Below are 17,075 nucleotides of genomic sequence, written 5' to 3'. Positions count from 1 at the left end.
GTCGATTAGGAGACGATTATGGCTGAAGCCCGCCCCCGTCCTTCCGTCATGCGCCTGACGGATGCCGCCGCGTCCCGCGTGCGGGAGATCATGGCGCGCGCCGACAAGCCCGTCGCGGGCTTGCGCGTCGGCGTGAAGAATGGCGGCTGCGCCGGCATGGAATACACGCTGGAGTTCGCCGAGGAGGCGGGCCGCTTTGACGAGGTCGTCGAGGACAAGGGCGTGAAGATCCTCATCGACCCCAAGGCCATCCTCTATCTGCTCGGCACCGAGATGGACTTCCGCGCCGACAAGATGTCCGCACAGTTCGTCTTCAACAATCCGAACCAGACCTCGGCCTGCGGCTGCGGCGAATCCGTCGCCATCACCCCGGCGAAGGGCGAGCCGGCCGACGCGCACGCCTGAGGCGGCTGTTCCACTGCTTCGGCATCCTTCGAGGCCCGGCTTTGCCGGGCACCTCAGGATGAGGTCGTATTTTTAGGAACCACCTCATCCTGAGGTGCTCGCGCAGCGAGCCTCGAGGGATGCTCAAGCCGAGCTACAGCGAAGCTCAAGCCAAGCCACAGCCAAACCACAGCAAAGCCATGGACGCCGATGAGGTCGCCGACATCTTCGCTTCCTTCGGCCCGGTGAAGTGCCGGCGCATGTTCGGCGGCCTCGGCATCTATGCCGACGGCGTGATGTTCGCGCTTTCCGGCTTCGGCGAGATCTACCTCAAGGCCGACCAGGCGCTGGCTGCCCGCCTCGAAGGCGAGGGCTCGAAGCCGTTCGCCTATGAGGGCAAGGGCCGCATCATCTCGCTCGGCTATTGGTCGATCCCGGACCGCCGGCTCGACGATCCCGACGCGGTGGCCGAGATCGCTTATGCCGCGCTGGATGTGGCCCGCCGCGCGGCGGAGGCCAAGGCCGCCAAACCTAAGCGAACAAGGCGAACCTGACGGCGTCTCGGCCGTTGCCCCTACTGGTGCAATGGCAAAGGCGGTCTCATGAACTTCGAAGAACTCGGCAATCTGTTCGTGCTGTACGGACTGAACGTCCTCTATGCGCTCGGCCTGCTCATTGTCGGCTGGTGGGTGGCGACCCTCGTGGACCGTGCGGTGACGCGGGCGCTCGCCTCGACGCATCGGGTCGACATCACCGTCATCGGCTTCATCGGGAGTCTCGCCAAATACACAGTGCTGGCTTTTGTCGGCGTCGCCGTGCTGCAACGCTTCGGCATTCAGACCACCAGCATCATCGCGGTGCTGGGCGCCGCATCGCTGGCCATCGGCCTTGCGCTGCAAGGCACGCTATCGAATCTTGCGGCGGGCGTCATGCTGCTGCTGTTCCGCCCGTTCCGGGTCGGGGACAGCGTGGAGGTGGCCGGGCGCGCCGGCACGGTGAAGAACCTCACTCTGTTCACCACCGAACTTGCCAGCGGCGACAACGTGCAGGTGCTGATCCCCAACGGCCAGGTCTGGGGTTCGGCGATCGTCAACCAGTCGGCCTATGGCGAGCGGCGGCTCGATCTGACCGTTGAGATGAAGCCGGGCGGCGATATTGACGGCACGATCGCGGAAGGCCTGGCGTTCCTGCAAAACGATCCGCGCACCAACAAATCGCCGGGCCCCTCGGCCAATGTCGCCAAGTTCACGCTCGACAAGGTGGAAATCGCATTCTCCGCCTGGGCCAAGGCTGCCGATGCCGGATCGCTCAAGGCGGATCTGGTGCGGCGTCTGCGCAGCCGGCTGGCGCCGGGACTGCCGGAGCAGCCCCAACAGGCAGCGCTCAGCCCGCCTTGATCTTCACCGGGCGCAGCAGGAAGGCCGGCAGGTGCGAAGTATCCGCCGGCTCGTCATTGTGCGGCCGCTCGGCCTGCGGGCGGCGCGCGGTGGTCGGATTGACCGGCGCACGCGGCGCGGGGCGCGGTCCAGTCTCCACCGGCGCGGGCGCGGCACTGGCGCGCTCGCGACGCGGCGGGCGGTTGCCACGCGGCAGTTCCTCGACATTGCTCGCGACCGCGACGGGCGCTTCTTCGCGATGCGAATGGCTGCGCTCGGAATGGCCGCGTTCGTCTTGCGGGCGCTCCTCGCGACGGCGGGCCGGACGGGCGCCACGGCGTTGTTCGCCACGCTCGCCACCGCGTTCCCCGCCGCGCTCGCCACCGCGACTGGAGGAACGAGCCTCGCGCGGCGGTGCATCGCCGAGTGTCTGCCCGTTCATCCATTCGATCGGATTGCCGATCAGCTTCTCGATAGCGGCAAGCGACTTCACGTCGGCATGGGTGACGATGGTGAAAGCGGCACCCGAGCGGCCGGCACGGCCGGTCCGGCCGATGCGGTGGATATAGTCTTCCGCGTGGTGCGGCGTGTCGTAATTGAAGACGTGGCTCACCGCCGGAATGTCGAGGCCGCGCGCCGCGACGTCGGACGCCACCAGCAAAGTGGCCTCGCCGGTGCGGAACTGCTCGAGCGCCTGCATGCGCGAGCGCTGGTCCATGTCGCCGTGCAGCGCCACCACATTGAAGCCGTGCCGCTGAAGGGACTTGTGCACCACCCCGACGTCGCGCTTGCGGTTGCAGAAGATAATGCCGTTTTGCAGGTTTTCCGCGCCGCGGATGAGATCGCGCAGCTTGTCGCGCTTCTCATGGTCCTCGCGCCCGCAGGCCACCAGCAATTGGGTGATGTTGGCTGCGGTGGAGGAGGGGCGGGACGCCTCGATCTGCACCGGGTTGGAGAGGAATTGCGAGACCAGCCGCTGGATTTCCGGCGGCATGGTGGCCGAGAAGAACAGCGTCTGCCGGGTGAATGGCACCAGCTTGCAGACGCGTTCGATGTCAGGGATGAAGCCCATGTCGAGCATGCGGTCCGCCTCGTCGATGACGAGGATCTCGATGCCCGAGAGCAGCAGCCGGCCGCGCTCCACATGGTCGAGCAGGCGGCCCGGCGTTGCGATCAGCACATCGACGCCGCGCAGCAGCTTGCTGTCCTGGTCGCCGAAGGAGACGCCGCCGATCAGCAATGCGACGTTGAGTTTGTGGTTCTTGCCGTATTTGACAAAGTTCTCCTCGACCTGCGCCGCGAGTTCGCGCGTCGGCTCGAGGATGAGGGTGCGCGGCATCCGGGCGCGGGCGCGGCCCTGCTCCAGCAGCGTCAGCATCGGCAGCACGAAGGCAGCGGTCTTGCCGGTGCCGGTCTGCGCGAGGCCGAGCACATCTCGCCGTGCGAGCACGTGGGGGATGGCTTGCGCCTGGATGGGCGTGGGCTCGGTATACCCGGCGTCGGTGACGGCCGAGAGCACCTTGTCGCTCAGGCCCAGTTCGTTAAAAGGCATAGAGGGTCTATTCTGCGGCAGCGCACCGCTCACCGGCATTCCCCGAGCCGTATCCGGGGACGGCTTGCATCGTCTAAGCGCGGAGCGCATCAATCGGAACGGTGTGACGACGCAACGCAACATAGGGACAAACCCCGCAAAGTCAACGCATTTCGCCGCTGTCAAGGTCTTCCGAACATGAGCCGTGCCTTCGTGAAGGAGGATTCCGGCGCCGAGGTGCTCCCCGAGCGCCCGATCAGCCCGAATCGCAACCTCGTCACCCGTCGCGGCCTCGCTCTGATCGAGGCCGAGATCGAGCGCTTGCGCGAGGAACTCGCCACTGCCGGCGGGCAGGGGGATCGCGACGGCGTCGCCCGCGCCTCGCGCGACCTGCGCTACTGGACCGCCCGCCGTGCCAATGCCGAGCCGGTCGATCCGCCGGCCGAGGGCGATACCGTCACCGTCGGCATGGCGGTGACGCTGGTCGACGAGGATGACGAACAGCGCACCTGGCGCATCGTCGGCGAGGACGAGGCCGATCCCAAGGCCGGCCGCATCGCCTGGAGCGCCCCGGTCGCCCGCACCCTGCTGGGCAAGACGGTCGGCGAGGAGGTCGCGCTGCCGGCGGGGACCATGGAGATCGTGGCGATCGATCGCGAGTCGGAGAGGTTTTGAGGGTGTCCTGCTTGAGCATCCTTCGAGGCTCGCTGCGCTCGCGCCTCAGGATGAGGTTGCTTTAAAAGAACGACCTCATCCTGAGGTGTCCGGCAAAGCCGGGCCTCGAAGGATGCTCAAGCAAAGCCACAGCCGACCTGAAGCCAAGCTAGCTCATGATCCCCCTCGACACCCTCCTCATCTTCATCCCCGCCGCCCTCGCGCTGAACCTCACGCCGGGCAACGACATGCTGTTCTGCCTCGGCCAAGGCATGAAGTCGGGCCCGAGGGCGGGGATGGCGGCGAGTCTCGGCATCGCCACCGGCGGCTTCATCTACACTCTGGCCGCGGGGATCGGGCTGGCATCGCTGCTCGTCGCGCACCCGGGCGCGTTCGAGGCGATACGCTGGGGTGGCGTCTTCTATCTGGTGTGGCTGGCGATCCAGGCGTTCCGCCGGCCGGTCGTGCTCACGGCGCCGCAAGGGGCGCGCGGCAGCGCGTGGAAAGCCGGGCGCGATGCCGTGGTGGTGAGCCTGCTCAATCCCAAGATCGCGGTGTTCGTGCTGGCTTTCCTGCCGCAATTCGTCGATCCGGCGCGCGGCTCGACCTTCCTGCAATTCCTGCTGCTGGGCACCGTCTTCAATGTCGGCGGCACGCTGGTCAATCTGGCGGTGGGCGGCTTTGCCGGCAGCATCGGCCGCTGGCTGGCGGCGAGCCGCCGCGCGGCGCGTGCCTTCCAGATGCTGACCGGCTTCGTCTTTCTCGGCCTTGCCGCACGGATCGCGTTCGATCGGCGCTGAGCATGTCCCGCAAAAGTTGAACGACTTTTGCGATCAGGACCTGCTCGACGAGCAAGCTCACTCGGGCTTGTGGCAGACCGCCTCGATATTGTGGCCGTCGGGATCGAGCACGAAGGCGCCGTAATAATCCGGGTGGTAATGCGGGCGCAGTCCCGGCGCGCCATTGTCGCGGGCGCCCGCCGCCATCGCTGCCTCATAGAAGGCGTCGACCGAACGGCGGTCGGGCGAGGCAAGCGCCACATGCACATGGCTTCCGACCGCGTCCTCCTCGCCGATCCAGAAATACGGCTTGCCGTCCGAGCCGAAGCCCGCCGCCGCGCCATTGCCGGTCTGCTCGGCCGTGACCTCCATGACCAGGGACATGCCGAGCGGCTTCAAGGCGTTGAGATAGAAGGCCTTCGAACGGTCGAAATCCGAAACGGCAAAACCGACATGGTCGAGCATGGAGCGCCTCCCTGTGCTTTTGGCACAGCATAACACCGTCATGGCCGGGCTTGGACCGGCCATCTGTGTGACTGACGTGCTGTCAGGAATCGAGATCCCCGGCACGAGGCCGGGGATGACGGCGTGAGGGCCATGTAACGCCGCGAAGGAGACGTCAGATATCCAGCAATTCTTCGCCTGCGAACGCCGCGCGCTCGGAGATGAAGGCGAACCGGCTTTCCGGCTTGTTGCCCATCAGCCGCTCCACCGTGTCGGCGGTGGCGACCTGCTCGGCGTCGCCGACAGTGACGCGCAGCAGCAGGCGCGTCTTCGGGCTCATCGTGGTTTCCTTGAGCTGCGCCGGCATCATCTCGCCGAGGCCCTTGAAGCGGCCGATCTCCACCTTGCCGCGCCCGCTGAACTCGCTCTTCAGCAGAGCGTCGCGGTGCGGCTCGTCGCGCGCATAGAGCGTCTTGGTGCCTTGCGTGATGCGATAGAGCGGCGGCACGGCGAGGAACAGATGCCCGTTTTCGATCAGCTTCGGCGTCTGCCGGAAGAAGAAGGTGACGAGCAGCGAGGCGATGTGCGCGCCGTCGACATCGGCGTCGGTCATGATGATGACCCGCTCATAGCGCAGGTCCTGGTCGCGATACTGCGTGCCGGTGCCGCAGCCGAGCGCCTGCATCAGGTCGGAGAGCTGCTGGTTCTGCGCCAGCTTATCCTTGCCGGCGCTCGCGACGTTGAGGATCTTGCCGCGCAGCGGCAGCACCGCCTGGGTCTGGCGCTCGCGCGCCTGCTTGGCGGAGCCGCCGGCCGAATCGCCCTCGACGATGAAGATCTCGGAGCCGGCCGCCGAATTGTTCGAGCAGTCTGCGAGCTTGCCCGGCAAACGGAGCTTGCGAACCGCGGTCTTGCGGGAGATCTCCTTCTCCTGCCGGCGCCGCAGCCGCTCCTCGGCGCGCTCCACCACCCAGTCGAGCAGTTTGCTGGCCTGAACCGGATTGCCGCCGAGCCAATGGTCGAACGGATCGCGGATCGCGGTCTCGACGATGCGCGTCGCCTCGGAGGTGGCGAGCTTCTCCTTGGTCTGGCCCTGGAATTCCGGCTCGCGGATGAACACCGAGAGCATCGCCGCGCAGCCCACCATCACGTCGTCGGTGGTGATGCTTGCCGCCCGCTTGGCATTGCCGGTGCGCTCGGCATGGTCGCGCAGGCCGCGCAGCAGTGCCACGCGGAACCCGGTTTCGTGGGTGCCGCCCTCGATGGTCGGGATGGTGTTGCAATAGGAGGAGACGCCGCCATCGGCATCGCCGAGCCACGCCACCGCCCATTCCACCGAACCGTGCCCGCCGGGCTTGGTTATCTTGCCGGCGAAGATGTCGGGATGAACGCGGGTCTGGCCCTCGATGTCGCCGGCGAGATAGTCGCGCAGGCCTCCCGGAAAGCGGAACGTCGCCTTTTCCGGGACATCGGTCCCGGCGACGAGCTCGGCGTCACAGCTCCAGCGCACCTCGACGCCGCCGAACAGATACGCCTTGGAGCGCGACATGCGGAACACGCGGGCCGGCTTGAAGCGCGCGCCCTCGCCGAAGATCTGCGGATCGGGCCGGAAGCGCACGCGGGTGCCGCGCCGGTTCTGCACCCGGCCGACCTCCTGCACCTTGCCCTGCGGGATGCCGCGCGAATAGCTCTGCTTGTAGAGTACCTGGTTGCGCGCGACCTCGACCTCCAACACGTCGGAGAGCGCGTTCACCACCGATGCGCCGACGCCATGCAGGCCGCCGGAGGTCTCATAGACCTTGCTGTCGAACTTGCCGCCGGCATGCAGCACGGTGAGGATCACTTCGAGCGTCGACTTGCCGGGGAATTTCGGGTGGTTCTCCACCGGGATGCCGCGGCCATTGTCGGTGACGGTGATGAAGCCGTCGGCGGTCATCTCCACATCGATGAAGGTGGCATGGCCGGCCACCGCCTCGTCCATCGAATTATCGATCACCTCGGCGAAGAGGTGATGCATCGCCTTCTCGTCGGTGCCGCCGATATACATGCCCGGCCGGCGCCGCACCGGCTCGAGCCCTTCCAGCACTTCGATATGGGCCGCGGTATAGGCAGCTTCGGCGGGCGGCGCGGCGGGGCGCGGCTCGCGCGCCGGGCGCCGCGGTTCCGGCTCGGGAATCGCGGCGAACAGGTCGTTCGGCTTGGCCATCAGGGATCAGCGCTTTCCGGTCATGCGGTCGATTCGAAACCCGCATGCACTATGCCAGCGTGCAACGCAAACCGGAACCTCAAATCAGAACCAATCGTGAACAGGGATTTCAGCGTGACAGCCGGCGGCGATTGGCGCGTACCCGGCGGCGATACAGCACCACCACGTCGTGCGCCGCATGCTCGAGCCGGCCGGTTGCTGCCGCGGAGGCGAGATGCATGCCGACTTCACCGGCGGCGAGCGCCTTTTCCGTCACCATGCGCATTATTTCCGTGCCGGCGTCGGCATCGCCGACCGAGATTCGCGCCAGACGCAGCGCGATCACCGACTGGGCTTCGCCGGCGAGGCGAGCCATATCCAGCCCCAGATTGAAGAGGGCAAAAGGGAAAAGCATGACGGTGTCGCTCCTGATTCGTTGCCGAGCGGCCCGCACCGCGATTGCATTCAATATTTGCTGTTGAAACGTTTACTACAAGATGCCGCAGCGGCAGATTGTCCATGCGTCCACAGAAGTCGTCTTCCGTCTGCCATGCGTTGGGTGTAGACCCGCGCGCTTGCAAAGCCGCCGCGACGCGGCCATTTGCGCAGTTCCGCGGCCGCAGCCACTCTCTGCGGCCGCTTTTTCACGCAGGCGGGAGAAGGACATGTCGGACGCCAAGGCGCGGATCGCGATACTCGGGGCTTCGGGCTATACGGGCTCGGAACTGCTGCGCCTGTTGCTGCGCCATCCGCGAGCCGCCATCGTCGCGCTGACCGCCGACCGCAAGGCCGGCCAGGCGATGGCTGACGTGTTCCCGCAATTCGCGCCGTTCGACCTGCCGAAGCTCGTCACCATCGACGAGCTTGACTGGTCCGGCATCGATCTCGCTTTCTGCGCGCTGCCGCACGGCACCACGCAGCAGGTGATCAAGCGTTCCTTCGAACTGGCGCCGCACATCAAGATCGTGGACCTGTCGGCCGATTTCCGGCTGCGCGATCCCGGCGCCTATGAGCAATGGTACGGGCATCCGCACCAGGCGCTCGAATTGCAGCAGGAGGCGGTCTACGGCCTCGTCGAGCTGTATCGCTCCGACATCAAGAAGGCGCGCCTCGTCGCCAATCCTGGCTGCTACACCACGACGGCGATCCTCCCCGTTGTCCCGCTGATCGAGGCCGGCGCCATCGAGCCGGAGAACATCGTCATCGACGCCAAGAGCGGCGTCACCGGCGCCGGCCGCTCGGCCAAGGAGTCGCTGCTCTTCTCCGAGGTGACCGATGGCATGCACGCCTATGGCGTCGGCAATCACCGGCACATGGGCGAGCTCGACCAGGAATATTCTAAGGCCGCCGGCCGCAGCATCGTGCCGAGCTTCACGCCGCATCTGGTGCCGATGAACCGCGGCATCTACGCCACCATCTATGTGAAGACCGCGCCGGGTGTCGGCGCCGCCGGCGTGCACCGGGTGCTGGCGGATTTCTACAAGGCCGAGCCGTTCGTCCACGTGCTGCCGGCCGGCCAGGTACCGCAGTCGCGCTTCGTGAAAGGCTCGAACATGGCGTTCATCGGCGTGGTGCCGGATCGCCAGCCGGATCGCGTCATCATCATCTCGGCGACCGACAATCTGGTGAAGGGCGCCTCCGGCCAGGCGGTGCAGAACATGAACCTGGTGCTCGGCTATCCCGAGACGCTCGGCCTGGAGCAGATCGCGCTGTTCCCGTGAGGCGCTCGGCTCAACATCCTTCGAGGCCGGCCGTCGGCCGGCACCTCAGGATGACGTCGCATTTTAATGAACCACGTCATCCTGAGGTGCGAGCGCAGCGAGCCTCGAAGGATGGTCGAACAGAGCGTCAAAACGAAAAATCGGCCCCGCGAGGGGCCGATCTCGTATCAGGGCTGGAAGCCGCCGCCCGGCAGCGGGCCGTGATAGGGCGTGTTGCGGCAATGGCCCCAGGGGCCGCGCCAGTAGCCGGGCGGGCAGGGGCCGGTGCCCGACGGGGGCTCCTGATAGTAGCCGTTCGGCAGCGGGCCGTAATAGGGCGTGGTGCGGCAATGGCCCCACGGGCCACGCCAGGCGCCGGGGCCGCAGCCTTCGGCGACATTGATGGTCAGTGAGGGAAGATCAATGCGGGCGGGCACCGCTTGAGCCGGCGCGGTGAACGCGGCGAGGGCGACGCTTGCGCACAGGGCAGCGCCAAGCTTGAACATTGGGGGCTCCATTAGGACAGACAGGCGGCGTGGCGAGAATTGCACGCACACACATAGTCTCAATGACGGTATCCTGAGGCAACCATATCAAGTGCGTCGTCAACCAAAGTGACTAACGGCTTGTGAAGGCTTGGCGCTGGTTTGAAGTGGCCCGCCTTGGGCATCCTTCGAGGCCCGCCAAGGCGGGCGCCTCAGGATGAGGTCGCTCTTATTAGAGCAACCTCATCCTGAGGTGCGAGCGACAGCGAGCCTCGAAGGATGCTCACGCGGCACAACGCTTCAGCCCCGCACCTTCACATAGCTGCCCGGCGCGTCCTCGATCGGGGCGAGGCGGCCGCCGCCGGGCTCGCGCGCCGGCACTTCGTGGCTGTCCTGCTGCTGGATCCAGGCGAACCAGTCCGGCCACCACGAGCCGGCATGCATCTCCGCCTTGCCGATCCAGCTCTCCACCGTCCCCTTCGGCGCCCCGCCGGTCCAATACTGGTACTTGGCGCGCGCCGGCGGGTTGATGACGCCGGCAATGTGCCCGGATCCCGCCAGCACGAAACGCGTGGCGTTGCCGAACAGCTGCATGCCGAGGAACACTGATGCCGCGGGAGCGATGTGGTCCTCGCGGGTGGCGAGGCAATAGGTCGGCAGCGAGATCTGCGAGAGGTCGAGCTTGCGCCCGGCCAGTTCCAGCTCGCCGGTGGCGAGGCGATTGTCGAGATAGCAATTGCGCAGATAGAAGGAATGGTTCGCCGCCGGCAGCCGCGTCGAATCCGAATTCCAGTACAGCATGTCGAACGGGAAGGGCGCCTGGCCCTTCAGGTAATTGTTCACGACATAGGGCCAGATCAGGTCATTGGCCCTGAGCATGTTGAAGGCATTGGCCATCTTGCGGCCTTCCATCACCCCGGTCTCGAGCATCTTGCGCTCGAGGTTAGCGATCTGCTCCTCGTCGATGAACACCTTGAGGTCGCCGGCCTGGGAGAAATCGACCTGGGTGGTGAGGAAGCTGGCGGAGCGTATGCCCACCTTGCGGCGCATCGCCGCCAGCCAGGCCAGCGTGATGGCGAGCATGGTGCCGCCGACGCAGTAGCCGACCGCATGCACCTCGCGGGTGTGCGCGGCCTGCCTGGCGACCTCGATCGCCTTCAGCACGCCGTCCTGCATGTAGTCGGCGAAGCCCTTGCCGCCGAGCTCCGGACCGGGATTGACCCAGGAGACCACGAACACGGTGAGGCCCTGCGCCACCGCCCAGCGGATGAACGACTTCTCCGGATTGAGGTCCAATATGTAGAACTTGTTGATCCAGGGCGGGATGATCACCACCGGGATGCGCAGCACCGTCTCGGTGCTCGGCGCATACTGGATGAGTTGCATCAGCTCGTTCTGGAAGATCACCTTGCCCGGCGTGGTGGCGAGGTTCTCGCCGACCTTGAACTTGGAATCGTCGGACTGGCGGATCCTCAGATCGCCGCCGCCGGCCTCGATATCCTCCGCCAGCATCTTCATGCCGCGCACCAGGTTCTCGCCATTGGATTCGAGGGTGGTGCGCAGCAGCTCCGGATTGGTCAGGACGAAGTTCGAGGGCGACACCGCGCCGGCGATCTGGCGGACGTAGAAATCCGCCTTGTGCTTGGTGTGCTCGTCGATCTCGGCTTCCTTGACCAGGCCCTCGGCCCAGTTCGAGGTGAGCAGATAGGTCTGCTTGAGCGCGTCGAAGAACGGATTGCTGCTCCAGGCGGGATCGGCGAAGCGCGCATCGCGCACGCTCGGCGCCGCCACCGGATCGGTCTCCTCGCCGCCGAGCCGCTTCAGCGTCGACGACCACAGCGAGAGATAGCCGCCGAACAGCCGCGACTGCGCCTCGACCGTGCGCCGCGGGTCGGAGAGCCAGTATTCCGCGACCTGCCCGAGTGTCTTCATCACCTCGGCGATGTCCTCGGCGACGTCGTCCTTGATACGGCCGTCCTCGCGCGGACGCAGATAGGCTGCCATGGCCCGTCCGCCCTCTTCGACGAGGCGGGCGAGGTTGCCGGCAAAGGCTTCCAGATCGATCCCGGAGGCCGCGTTCGGCGCATCGGGAGCGGCCGATTCGTCCGGAGGCGTCCCCAAGGCGTTGCGTTTACTCACCGCTTGCTCCCGCGGGCACTCGTGTTCATATGTCGCCATCATAGACAGGCCCGGCGGCTCCCGCGAGAGCGTTCGCTGCGGGGCGTTTGGTAGCAGGAGTACGTCTCGCTTGAGCGACAGCGTAACAACGCGGCAGCTGCGTCGGCGCGTCGGCAAGCCGGCCCTGTTCGGTGCGCTTGCGTTTCTGCTCGCGGGCTGTGCTGGCGCCGATGCGCCGCTGCCGTTCATCACCAGCCCGGATCCCGAGACGACCGCGACCGCCACGCCCGCGGAGCCGGCGCCTTCCGCTCACGGCACGGCGACGAACGAGGCGACACACGCACCGGCGGCGTCGCAGGCCGCTGGTGCTGCTGCCCCGGGTGGCACGACGACAGGTGTCGCCACCAATGCTGCCGCTGCATCGGGCACCGCCTCGCATCAGGCACCCCATTCCCCGGTGCGGCAGGACCTGCCGTTCCCGAGCTTCGCGACGCCGACGACGGCGGGCACCCGTCCGGTGCTGAACGACACCGAGAAGGCGAAGATGCAGTCCGATCTCGAAGGACTGGCGAAGAGCCGCGAGACCAAGATGCGTCAGGATATCGAGCAGGCGCAGTAGGCGCGGTAAATCGGCGCGCGCAATAAACGAAAATGGCGCGCCGCCTCACGCGCATCATTCTTCCGCCAATTTAGCCTGCGAAGCACCGCGATGCGGGCGCGCGCATTCGGTGATATGAAGCGCCCGATCGCCTCCCGCTATTTGATCGGGAAGGCCTGGAGCAAGGGACCCATGACTGACTTCCACCGCATCCGCCGGCTGCCACCTTACGTTTTCGAGCAAGTCAACCGCGTCAAGGCGGCCGCTCGCAACGCCGGGGCCGACATCGTGGACCTCGGCATGGGCAATCCCGACCTCGACGCTCCGGCCCATGTGGTCGAGAAGCTGAAGGACACCATTGGCCGGCCGCGCACCGATCGCTATTCGGCCTCCAAGGGCATTCCGGGGCTGCGCCGCGCGCAGGCGGCCTATTATGAGCGCCGCTTCGGCGTGAAGGTCGATCCGGAGCGCCAGGTGGTCGCCACGCTCGGCTCCAAGGAAGGCTTCGCCAATATGGCGCAGGCCATCACTGCGCCGGGCGACGTGATCCTGGTGCCGAACCCGAGCTATCCGATCCACGCCTTCGGCTTCCTTATGGCTGGTGCGGCGATCCGCTCGGTACCATGTGAGCCGGGACCGGACTTCTTCCACGCGCTGGAGCGCGCCGTGGCGCATTCGATTCCCTCGCCGCTGGCGCTGGTACTTTGCTACCCGTCGAACCCGACCGCCTGCGTCGCCGACCTCGATTTCTATCGCGACGTCGTGGCGTTCGCGAAGAAGCACGACCTCATCGTGCTGTCCGACCTCGCTTATTCCGAGGTGTATTTCGACGACAACCCGCCGCCCTCGGTGCTGCAGGTTCCGGGCGCCATGGATGTGACGGTGGAGTTCACCTCGATGTCCAAGACCTTCTCCATGGCCGGCTGGCGCATGGGCTTCGCGGTCGGCAATGAGCGGTTGATCGCGGCGCTGGCGCGGGTGAAGTCCTATCTCGACTATGGCGCCTATACGCCGATCCAGGTGGCGGCGACCGCCGCGCTCAATGGCCCGCAGGACTGCATCGCCGAGATGCGCGAGGTCTACAAGAAGCGCCGCGACGCCCTCGTCGACAGCTTCGGCCGGGCCGGGTGGGAGATTCCCTCGCCCAACGCCTCGATGTTCGCCTGGGCGCCGATCCCGGAGAAATTCCGTTCGCTGGGCAGCCTGGAGTTCTCCAAGCTGTTGATCGAGAAGGCGGATGTCGCCGTGGCGCCGGGCGTCGGCTTCGGCGAGCACGGCGACGATTATGTCCGCATCGCCCTGGTGGAGAACGAGCAGCGCATCCGCCAGGCGGCGCGCAATGTCCGCCGCTTCCTTGAATCGGGCGCGGAAACATTGCACAACGTCGTCCCTCTCGCCGCGGCGCGCTGATCCCCTGGGCTTCCGGGTCCGGGGCAGTGCCCGTACCCCGGATTTCGTTGCGTTTTCGGATCGTTCCATGGCGCCCGCGCTCAAGATTGGCATCGCCGGCCTCGGCACGGTTGGCGCGGGCGTGGTGCGCATGCTCGCCCGCCGCCACAACACCATCGCCGCCATTGCCGGCCGCCCGGTCGAACTGGTGGCGGTCGCCGCCCGCGACCGCTCCCGCGATCGCGGCATCGACCTCTCGAATGTGCGCTGGGCGGACGATGCGGTGGCGCTGGCCCGCGATCCCGGCATCGACGTCTTCGTCGAACTGATCGGCGGGGAGGGCGGTGTCGCCAGGGAGGCGGTGGAAACTGCGCTTGCCAATGGCAAGCACGTCGTCACCGCCAACAAGGCGCTGCTCGCCCATCATGGCGTGGCGCTGGCCCATCTTGCCGCCGACAAGGGTGTTTCGCTGAATTTCGAGGCGGCGGTGGCGGGCGGCATCCCCATCGTCAAGACGCTGCGCGAGGCGCTGCTCGGCAACACGGTCGCCCGCGTCTCCGGCATCCTCAACGGCACCTGTAACTACATACTGACGCGGATGCAGGAAGAGGGGCTGTCCTTCGAGGCGTGCCTCAAGGAGGCCCAGCGGCTCGGCTATGCCGAGGCCGATCCGAGCTTCGATGTCGACGGCTTCGATACCGCCCACAAGCTCACCATCCTCGCCAGCCTCGCCTTCGGCGTCGCGCCCGACGCCGGCGCGGTGCATGTCGAGGGCATCCGCTCCATCACGCTGGCCGATCTCGATGCGGCGGACGAACTCGGCTACCGCATCAAGCTGCTCGGCGTCGCGGTGCGCACCGAGGCCGGAGTGGAGCAGCGGGTGCATCCGACCATGGTGCCCAAACATTGGCCGATCGCCCAGGTTTCGGGCGTGACCAATGCGGTGGCCGTCGATGGCGACGCCGTGCCGCTCACTTTGGTCGGCCCCGGCGCCGGCGGTGATGCCACTGCCTCCGCCGTGGTCGCCGATCTCTGCGACCTTGCGGCGCAACGTTTCGCGCCGGCTTTCGGCAGTGCCGCCAAAGATTTGCGCAATGCCGAGCGGGCGACAATGCAACGTCATGAGGGCGGGTATTATATCCGCCTCGCGGCAGTGGACCGGCCTGGAACGGCGGCAGCGATTGCCCGCCATATGGCCGAGCAGAACATTTCTCTCGAGTCCATAATGCAGCACCGACGCGGTCGTCCCCATGGTGGCGACCGCCCGGAAAGCGCGGAGGACCCGGCACCGGTGGTGCTGATCACCTACGCGACGACGGAAGACGCGGTGCGCCGCGCTATCGCCGCCATCGAGGCCGATGGGGTGATCGCGTCTGCACCGCAGGTGATACGGATCGAGAAGGATTGAGAGGGGCTTATGGCGGAAATTACGGTGAAGGCTGGCCAGGCGCTTGAGCGCATCTTGACGCTTGAGCTGGTGCGCGTGACCGAACGCGCGGCGGTGGCGGCCGCCCGGCTCAGGGGACGCGGCGACGAGAAGGCTGCCGACCAGGCCGCCGTCGACGCCATGCGCCGCGAGCTGAACCGCCTGCCGATCGCCGGCCGCATCGTCATCGGCGAGGGTGAGCGCGACGAGGCGCCGATGCTGTTCATCGGCGAGGAAGTCGGCACCGGCAGGGGTCCGGCAGTCGACATCGCGGTCGATCCGCTCGAAGGCACTACGCTGTGCGCCAAGAACATGCCCGGCTCCATCGCGGTGATGGCAATGGCCGAAGGCGGCACGCTGCTGAACGCGCCCGACGTCTATATGGACAAGATCGCCATCGGCCCCGGCTATGCGAAGGGCGTCATCGACCTCGACGCCTCGCCGGAGGAGAACATCCACTCGTTGGCCAAGGCCAAGGGCGTGAAGCCGAACGAGATCACCGCGCTGATCCTTGATCGTCCGCGCCATGCCGGCATCATCGCCGCGGTGCGCAACACCGGCGCCTCGGTGCAACTCATCACCGACGGCGACGTCGCCGGCGTGATCCACACCACCGACCCGGACGAGACCGGCGTCGATATCTATCTCGGCACCGGCGGCGCGCCCGAGGGCGTGCTGGCGGCGGCGGCGCTGCGCTGCATCGGCGGCCAGATGTACACCCGCCTCATCCTCGACACCGACGAGAAGCGCGCCCGCGCCAAGAAGATGGGCGTCGCCGATCCGCGGAAGGTCTACGACATCTTCGACATGGTGCGCGGCGACTGCCTGATCTCGGCGACCGGGGTGTCGACTGGCAACATGCTGAAGGGCGTCAAGTTCGACAAGGACGTCATCAAGACCCACACCGTGGTCATGCGCTCGGCCTCCGGCACGGTGCGCTGGATCGAAGCCGAGCACCGCGACCATTCGAAGTTCGGCTTCGATTGATCTCGCTACTTCCCCCTCTCCCCGTTGGGGAGAGGGCAGGGGTGAGGGGCCTTTTGGGCGGCGGTCGAAACCCCTCACCCAACCCTCTCCCCGACGGGGAGAGGGCTTAAGGTCTCACTGCAGCGAGCTGATCAGCTCGCGATAGGCGGCCTCCGGGAACGCTTTCATGGTGCGCGAGCGTACATTGCCCAGCATGCCGAGTTGCAGGGTGTAGCGGGCGGCGACCGCATCGTCGGGCGCCTCGTAATTCATCACGAAGTCATAGTCGCCCATGGTGAGATGGAAGCTCCTGATCTCGCCACCCATGTCCTTGAGCATCTTCTTTGCCGCGTCGAGCCGCTTGGCGGAATCGCGAACACTGCGGATGCCCTGCTCGGTCCATTTGCCGAGCATGATGTAAGTGGTCATGGTGTTCCCTCCGTGATGCGTCGGAGGCCGCGCCGACGCGCGGCACGCGCATCGATTGAACCTTGACAGCCTAGCACGTCGGGCTGTCCGCTGCGATTTTGCCGCGGCGCGGAAAAACTTCCCATCGCGGCCTTGCACCGCACCTCCGATCCGCTTACCTCGGAGGCCGGCCGGGCCGGGCGTGGACCTTTCCGCGCGGTGCTCCGGCACGCGATTCCGATGGATGAGGAACTGATCCATGACCGCTGCCGAATATCAGAAGACCCATCACTCGCCGCTCATCCCGCTGCTGGCGAAGTTCGACGAACTCGCGGCCGCCGACCAGTATCGCGCACTGGCCGAAACCTACGCCGCCTTCATCAAGGAGCACGAGACGACGCGCTACCTCGCGTCCGAGCCGGTGCCGTTCAAGATCAGCGACCATCTGGTGAGGAAGTACGGCTCCTCGTCCTTCACCACCTACACGCTGCGCCACGCCACCTGGTCGAGCGACCTGCGCCAGGCGCTGGACAAGGGCGCCGACGCCTTCGTCGCGCTGCTGGGCGACATCGAGACCCAGGTCGCCGAGATCGCCAAGGGCGCGAAGAAGCCGAACTGATCGCGACGTTTTC

General features: G+C 66.5%; 18 protein-coding genes. 11 read left to right on the top strand and 7 right to left on the bottom strand.

Translation table 11 applies throughout. From position 1 onward, the window contains the following. Positions 1-18: 18 nt before the first annotated feature. From G3545_RS05630 to G3545_RS05620, 3 genes are all read left to right on the top strand, one after another. Positions 19-405 (top strand): iron-sulfur cluster assembly accessory protein, encoded by a 387-nt coding sequence (locus G3545_RS05630; protein ID WP_170010625.1) that lies wholly within the window; start codon positions 19-21, stop codon positions 403-405. Between the two features lie 179 nt (positions 406-584). After that, positions 585-938 (top strand): TfoX/Sxy family protein, encoded by a 354-nt coding sequence (locus tag G3545_RS05625; RefSeq protein ID WP_170010623.1) that lies wholly within the window; start codon positions 585-587, stop codon positions 936-938. 48 nt (positions 939-986) lie between these two features. Next, positions 987-1,781: a mechanosensitive ion channel domain-containing protein gene (locus G3545_RS05620; protein ID WP_170010621.1), complete on the top strand. Its 795-nt coding sequence runs from the start codon at positions 987-989 to the stop codon at positions 1,779-1,781. Here the strand turns inward: G3545_RS05620 and G3545_RS05615 are convergent. Then, on the bottom strand, positions 1,768-3,312 hold the full coding sequence (locus tag G3545_RS05615; protein ID WP_170010619.1) for a DEAD/DEAH box helicase: 1,545 nt from the start codon (positions 3,310-3,312) through the stop codon (positions 1,768-1,770). The two genes, G3545_RS05620 and G3545_RS05615, sit on opposite strands and share 14 nt — an antisense overlap. Positions 3,313-3,489: 177 nt before the next feature. Between G3545_RS05615 and G3545_RS05610 the strand changes: the two genes are divergently transcribed. Both G3545_RS05610 and G3545_RS05605 read left to right on the top strand, forming a co-directional pair. Further along, on the top strand, positions 3,490-3,966 hold the full coding sequence (locus G3545_RS05610; protein WP_170010617.1) for a GreA/GreB family elongation factor: 477 nt from the start codon (positions 3,490-3,492) through the stop codon (positions 3,964-3,966). Positions 3,967-4,121: 155 nt separating this feature from the next. After that, positions 4,122-4,745 carry a LysE family translocator gene (locus G3545_RS05605; RefSeq protein WP_170010615.1) on the top strand — a complete coding sequence of 208 codons (624 nt, stop codon included), beginning with the start codon at positions 4,122-4,124 and terminating at the stop codon, positions 4,743-4,745. 57 nt (positions 4,746-4,802) lie between these two features. On the opposite strand, the gene G3545_RS05600 is transcribed toward G3545_RS05605, so the two are convergent. The 3 genes from G3545_RS05600 to G3545_RS05590 all read right to left on the bottom strand — a co-directional run bounded on the left by G3545_RS05600 (position 4,803) and on the right by G3545_RS05590 (position 7,822). Further along, positions 4,803-5,189, bottom strand: a complete 387-nt coding sequence (locus G3545_RS05600) for a VOC family protein (RefSeq protein WP_170010613.1) — start codon at positions 5,187-5,189, stop codon at positions 4,803-4,805. Between the two features lie 154 nt (positions 5,190-5,343). Further along, positions 5,344-7,374, bottom strand: a complete 2,031-nt coding sequence (parE, locus tag G3545_RS05595; protein ID WP_170010611.1) for a DNA topoisomerase IV subunit B — start codon at positions 7,372-7,374, stop codon at positions 5,344-5,346. Positions 7,375-7,483: 109 nt separating this feature from the next. Beyond that, positions 7,484-7,822, bottom strand: a complete 339-nt coding sequence (locus G3545_RS05590; RefSeq protein ID WP_348644634.1) for a hypothetical protein — start codon at positions 7,820-7,822, stop codon at positions 7,484-7,486. Between the two features lie 196 nt (positions 7,823-8,018). Here G3545_RS05590 and argC point away from each other — a divergent pair, with 196 nt between their 5' ends. Continuing rightward, entirely contained in the window at positions 8,019-9,074 is a 1,056-nt protein-coding gene (gene argC, locus G3545_RS05585; RefSeq protein WP_170010610.1) for an N-acetyl-gamma-glutamyl-phosphate reductase, read from the top strand. A 167-nt stretch (positions 9,075-9,241) separates the two neighbouring features. Here argC and G3545_RS05580 read toward each other — a convergent pair whose 3' ends face one another. Both G3545_RS05580 and phaC read right to left on the bottom strand, forming a co-directional pair. Then, the gene (locus G3545_RS05580; RefSeq protein WP_170010608.1) at positions 9,242-9,559 is read right to left on the bottom strand and encodes a hypothetical protein; all 318 of its coding nucleotides are present in this window, start codon (positions 9,557-9,559) and stop codon (positions 9,242-9,244) included. Positions 9,560-9,838: 279 nt separating this feature from the next. Further along, complete coding sequence (phaC, locus tag G3545_RS05575; RefSeq protein ID WP_281411728.1) at positions 9,839-11,602, bottom strand: class I poly(R)-hydroxyalkanoic acid synthase; 1,764 nt, start codon at positions 11,600-11,602, stop codon at positions 9,839-9,841. A gap of 184 nt (positions 11,603-11,786) precedes the next feature. Between phaC and G3545_RS05570 the strand changes: the two genes are divergently transcribed. The 4 genes from G3545_RS05570 to glpX all read left to right on the top strand — a co-directional run bounded on the left by G3545_RS05570 (position 11,787) and on the right by glpX (position 16,056). Continuing rightward, positions 11,787-12,275: a hypothetical protein gene (locus tag G3545_RS05570; protein ID WP_170008848.1), complete on the top strand. Its 489-nt coding sequence runs from the start codon at positions 11,787-11,789 to the stop codon at positions 12,273-12,275. A 171-nt stretch (positions 12,276-12,446) separates the two neighbouring features. Beyond that, on the top strand, positions 12,447-13,664 hold the full coding sequence (locus G3545_RS05565; protein ID WP_170010606.1) for an LL-diaminopimelate aminotransferase: 1,218 nt from the start codon (positions 12,447-12,449) through the stop codon (positions 13,662-13,664). A 67-nt stretch (positions 13,665-13,731) separates the two neighbouring features. After that, positions 13,732-15,051, top strand: coding sequence for a homoserine dehydrogenase (locus G3545_RS05560; protein ID WP_170010604.1), 1,320 nt, complete (start codon positions 13,732-13,734; stop codon positions 15,049-15,051). Positions 15,052-15,060: 9 nt separating this feature from the next. Beyond that, positions 15,061-16,056: a class II fructose-bisphosphatase gene (gene glpX, locus G3545_RS05555; protein WP_170010602.1), complete on the top strand. Its 996-nt coding sequence runs from the start codon at positions 15,061-15,063 to the stop codon at positions 16,054-16,056. Between the two features lie 114 nt (positions 16,057-16,170). Here the strand turns inward: glpX and G3545_RS05550 are convergent, their stop codons facing one another. Then, positions 16,171-16,464, bottom strand: coding sequence for a GYD domain-containing protein (locus tag G3545_RS05550; RefSeq protein WP_170010600.1), 294 nt, complete (start codon positions 16,462-16,464; stop codon positions 16,171-16,173). Positions 16,465-16,702: 238 nt separating this feature from the next. On the opposite strand from G3545_RS05550, the gene G3545_RS05545 reads away from it, so the two are divergent. Then, positions 16,703-17,062: a hypothetical protein gene (locus tag G3545_RS05545; protein ID WP_170010598.1), complete on the top strand. Its 360-nt coding sequence runs from the start codon at positions 16,703-16,705 to the stop codon at positions 17,060-17,062. The last annotated feature ends 13 nt before the right edge of the window (positions 17,063-17,075 follow it).

The organism is Starkeya sp. ORNL1 (assembly GCF_012971745.1).
Taxonomy (GTDB): Bacteria; Pseudomonadota; Alphaproteobacteria; order Rhizobiales; family Xanthobacteraceae; genus Ancylobacter.
Note: the sequence above shows the minus strand (reverse complement) of the source record. Positions and strands in the feature narration are given on the sequence as shown.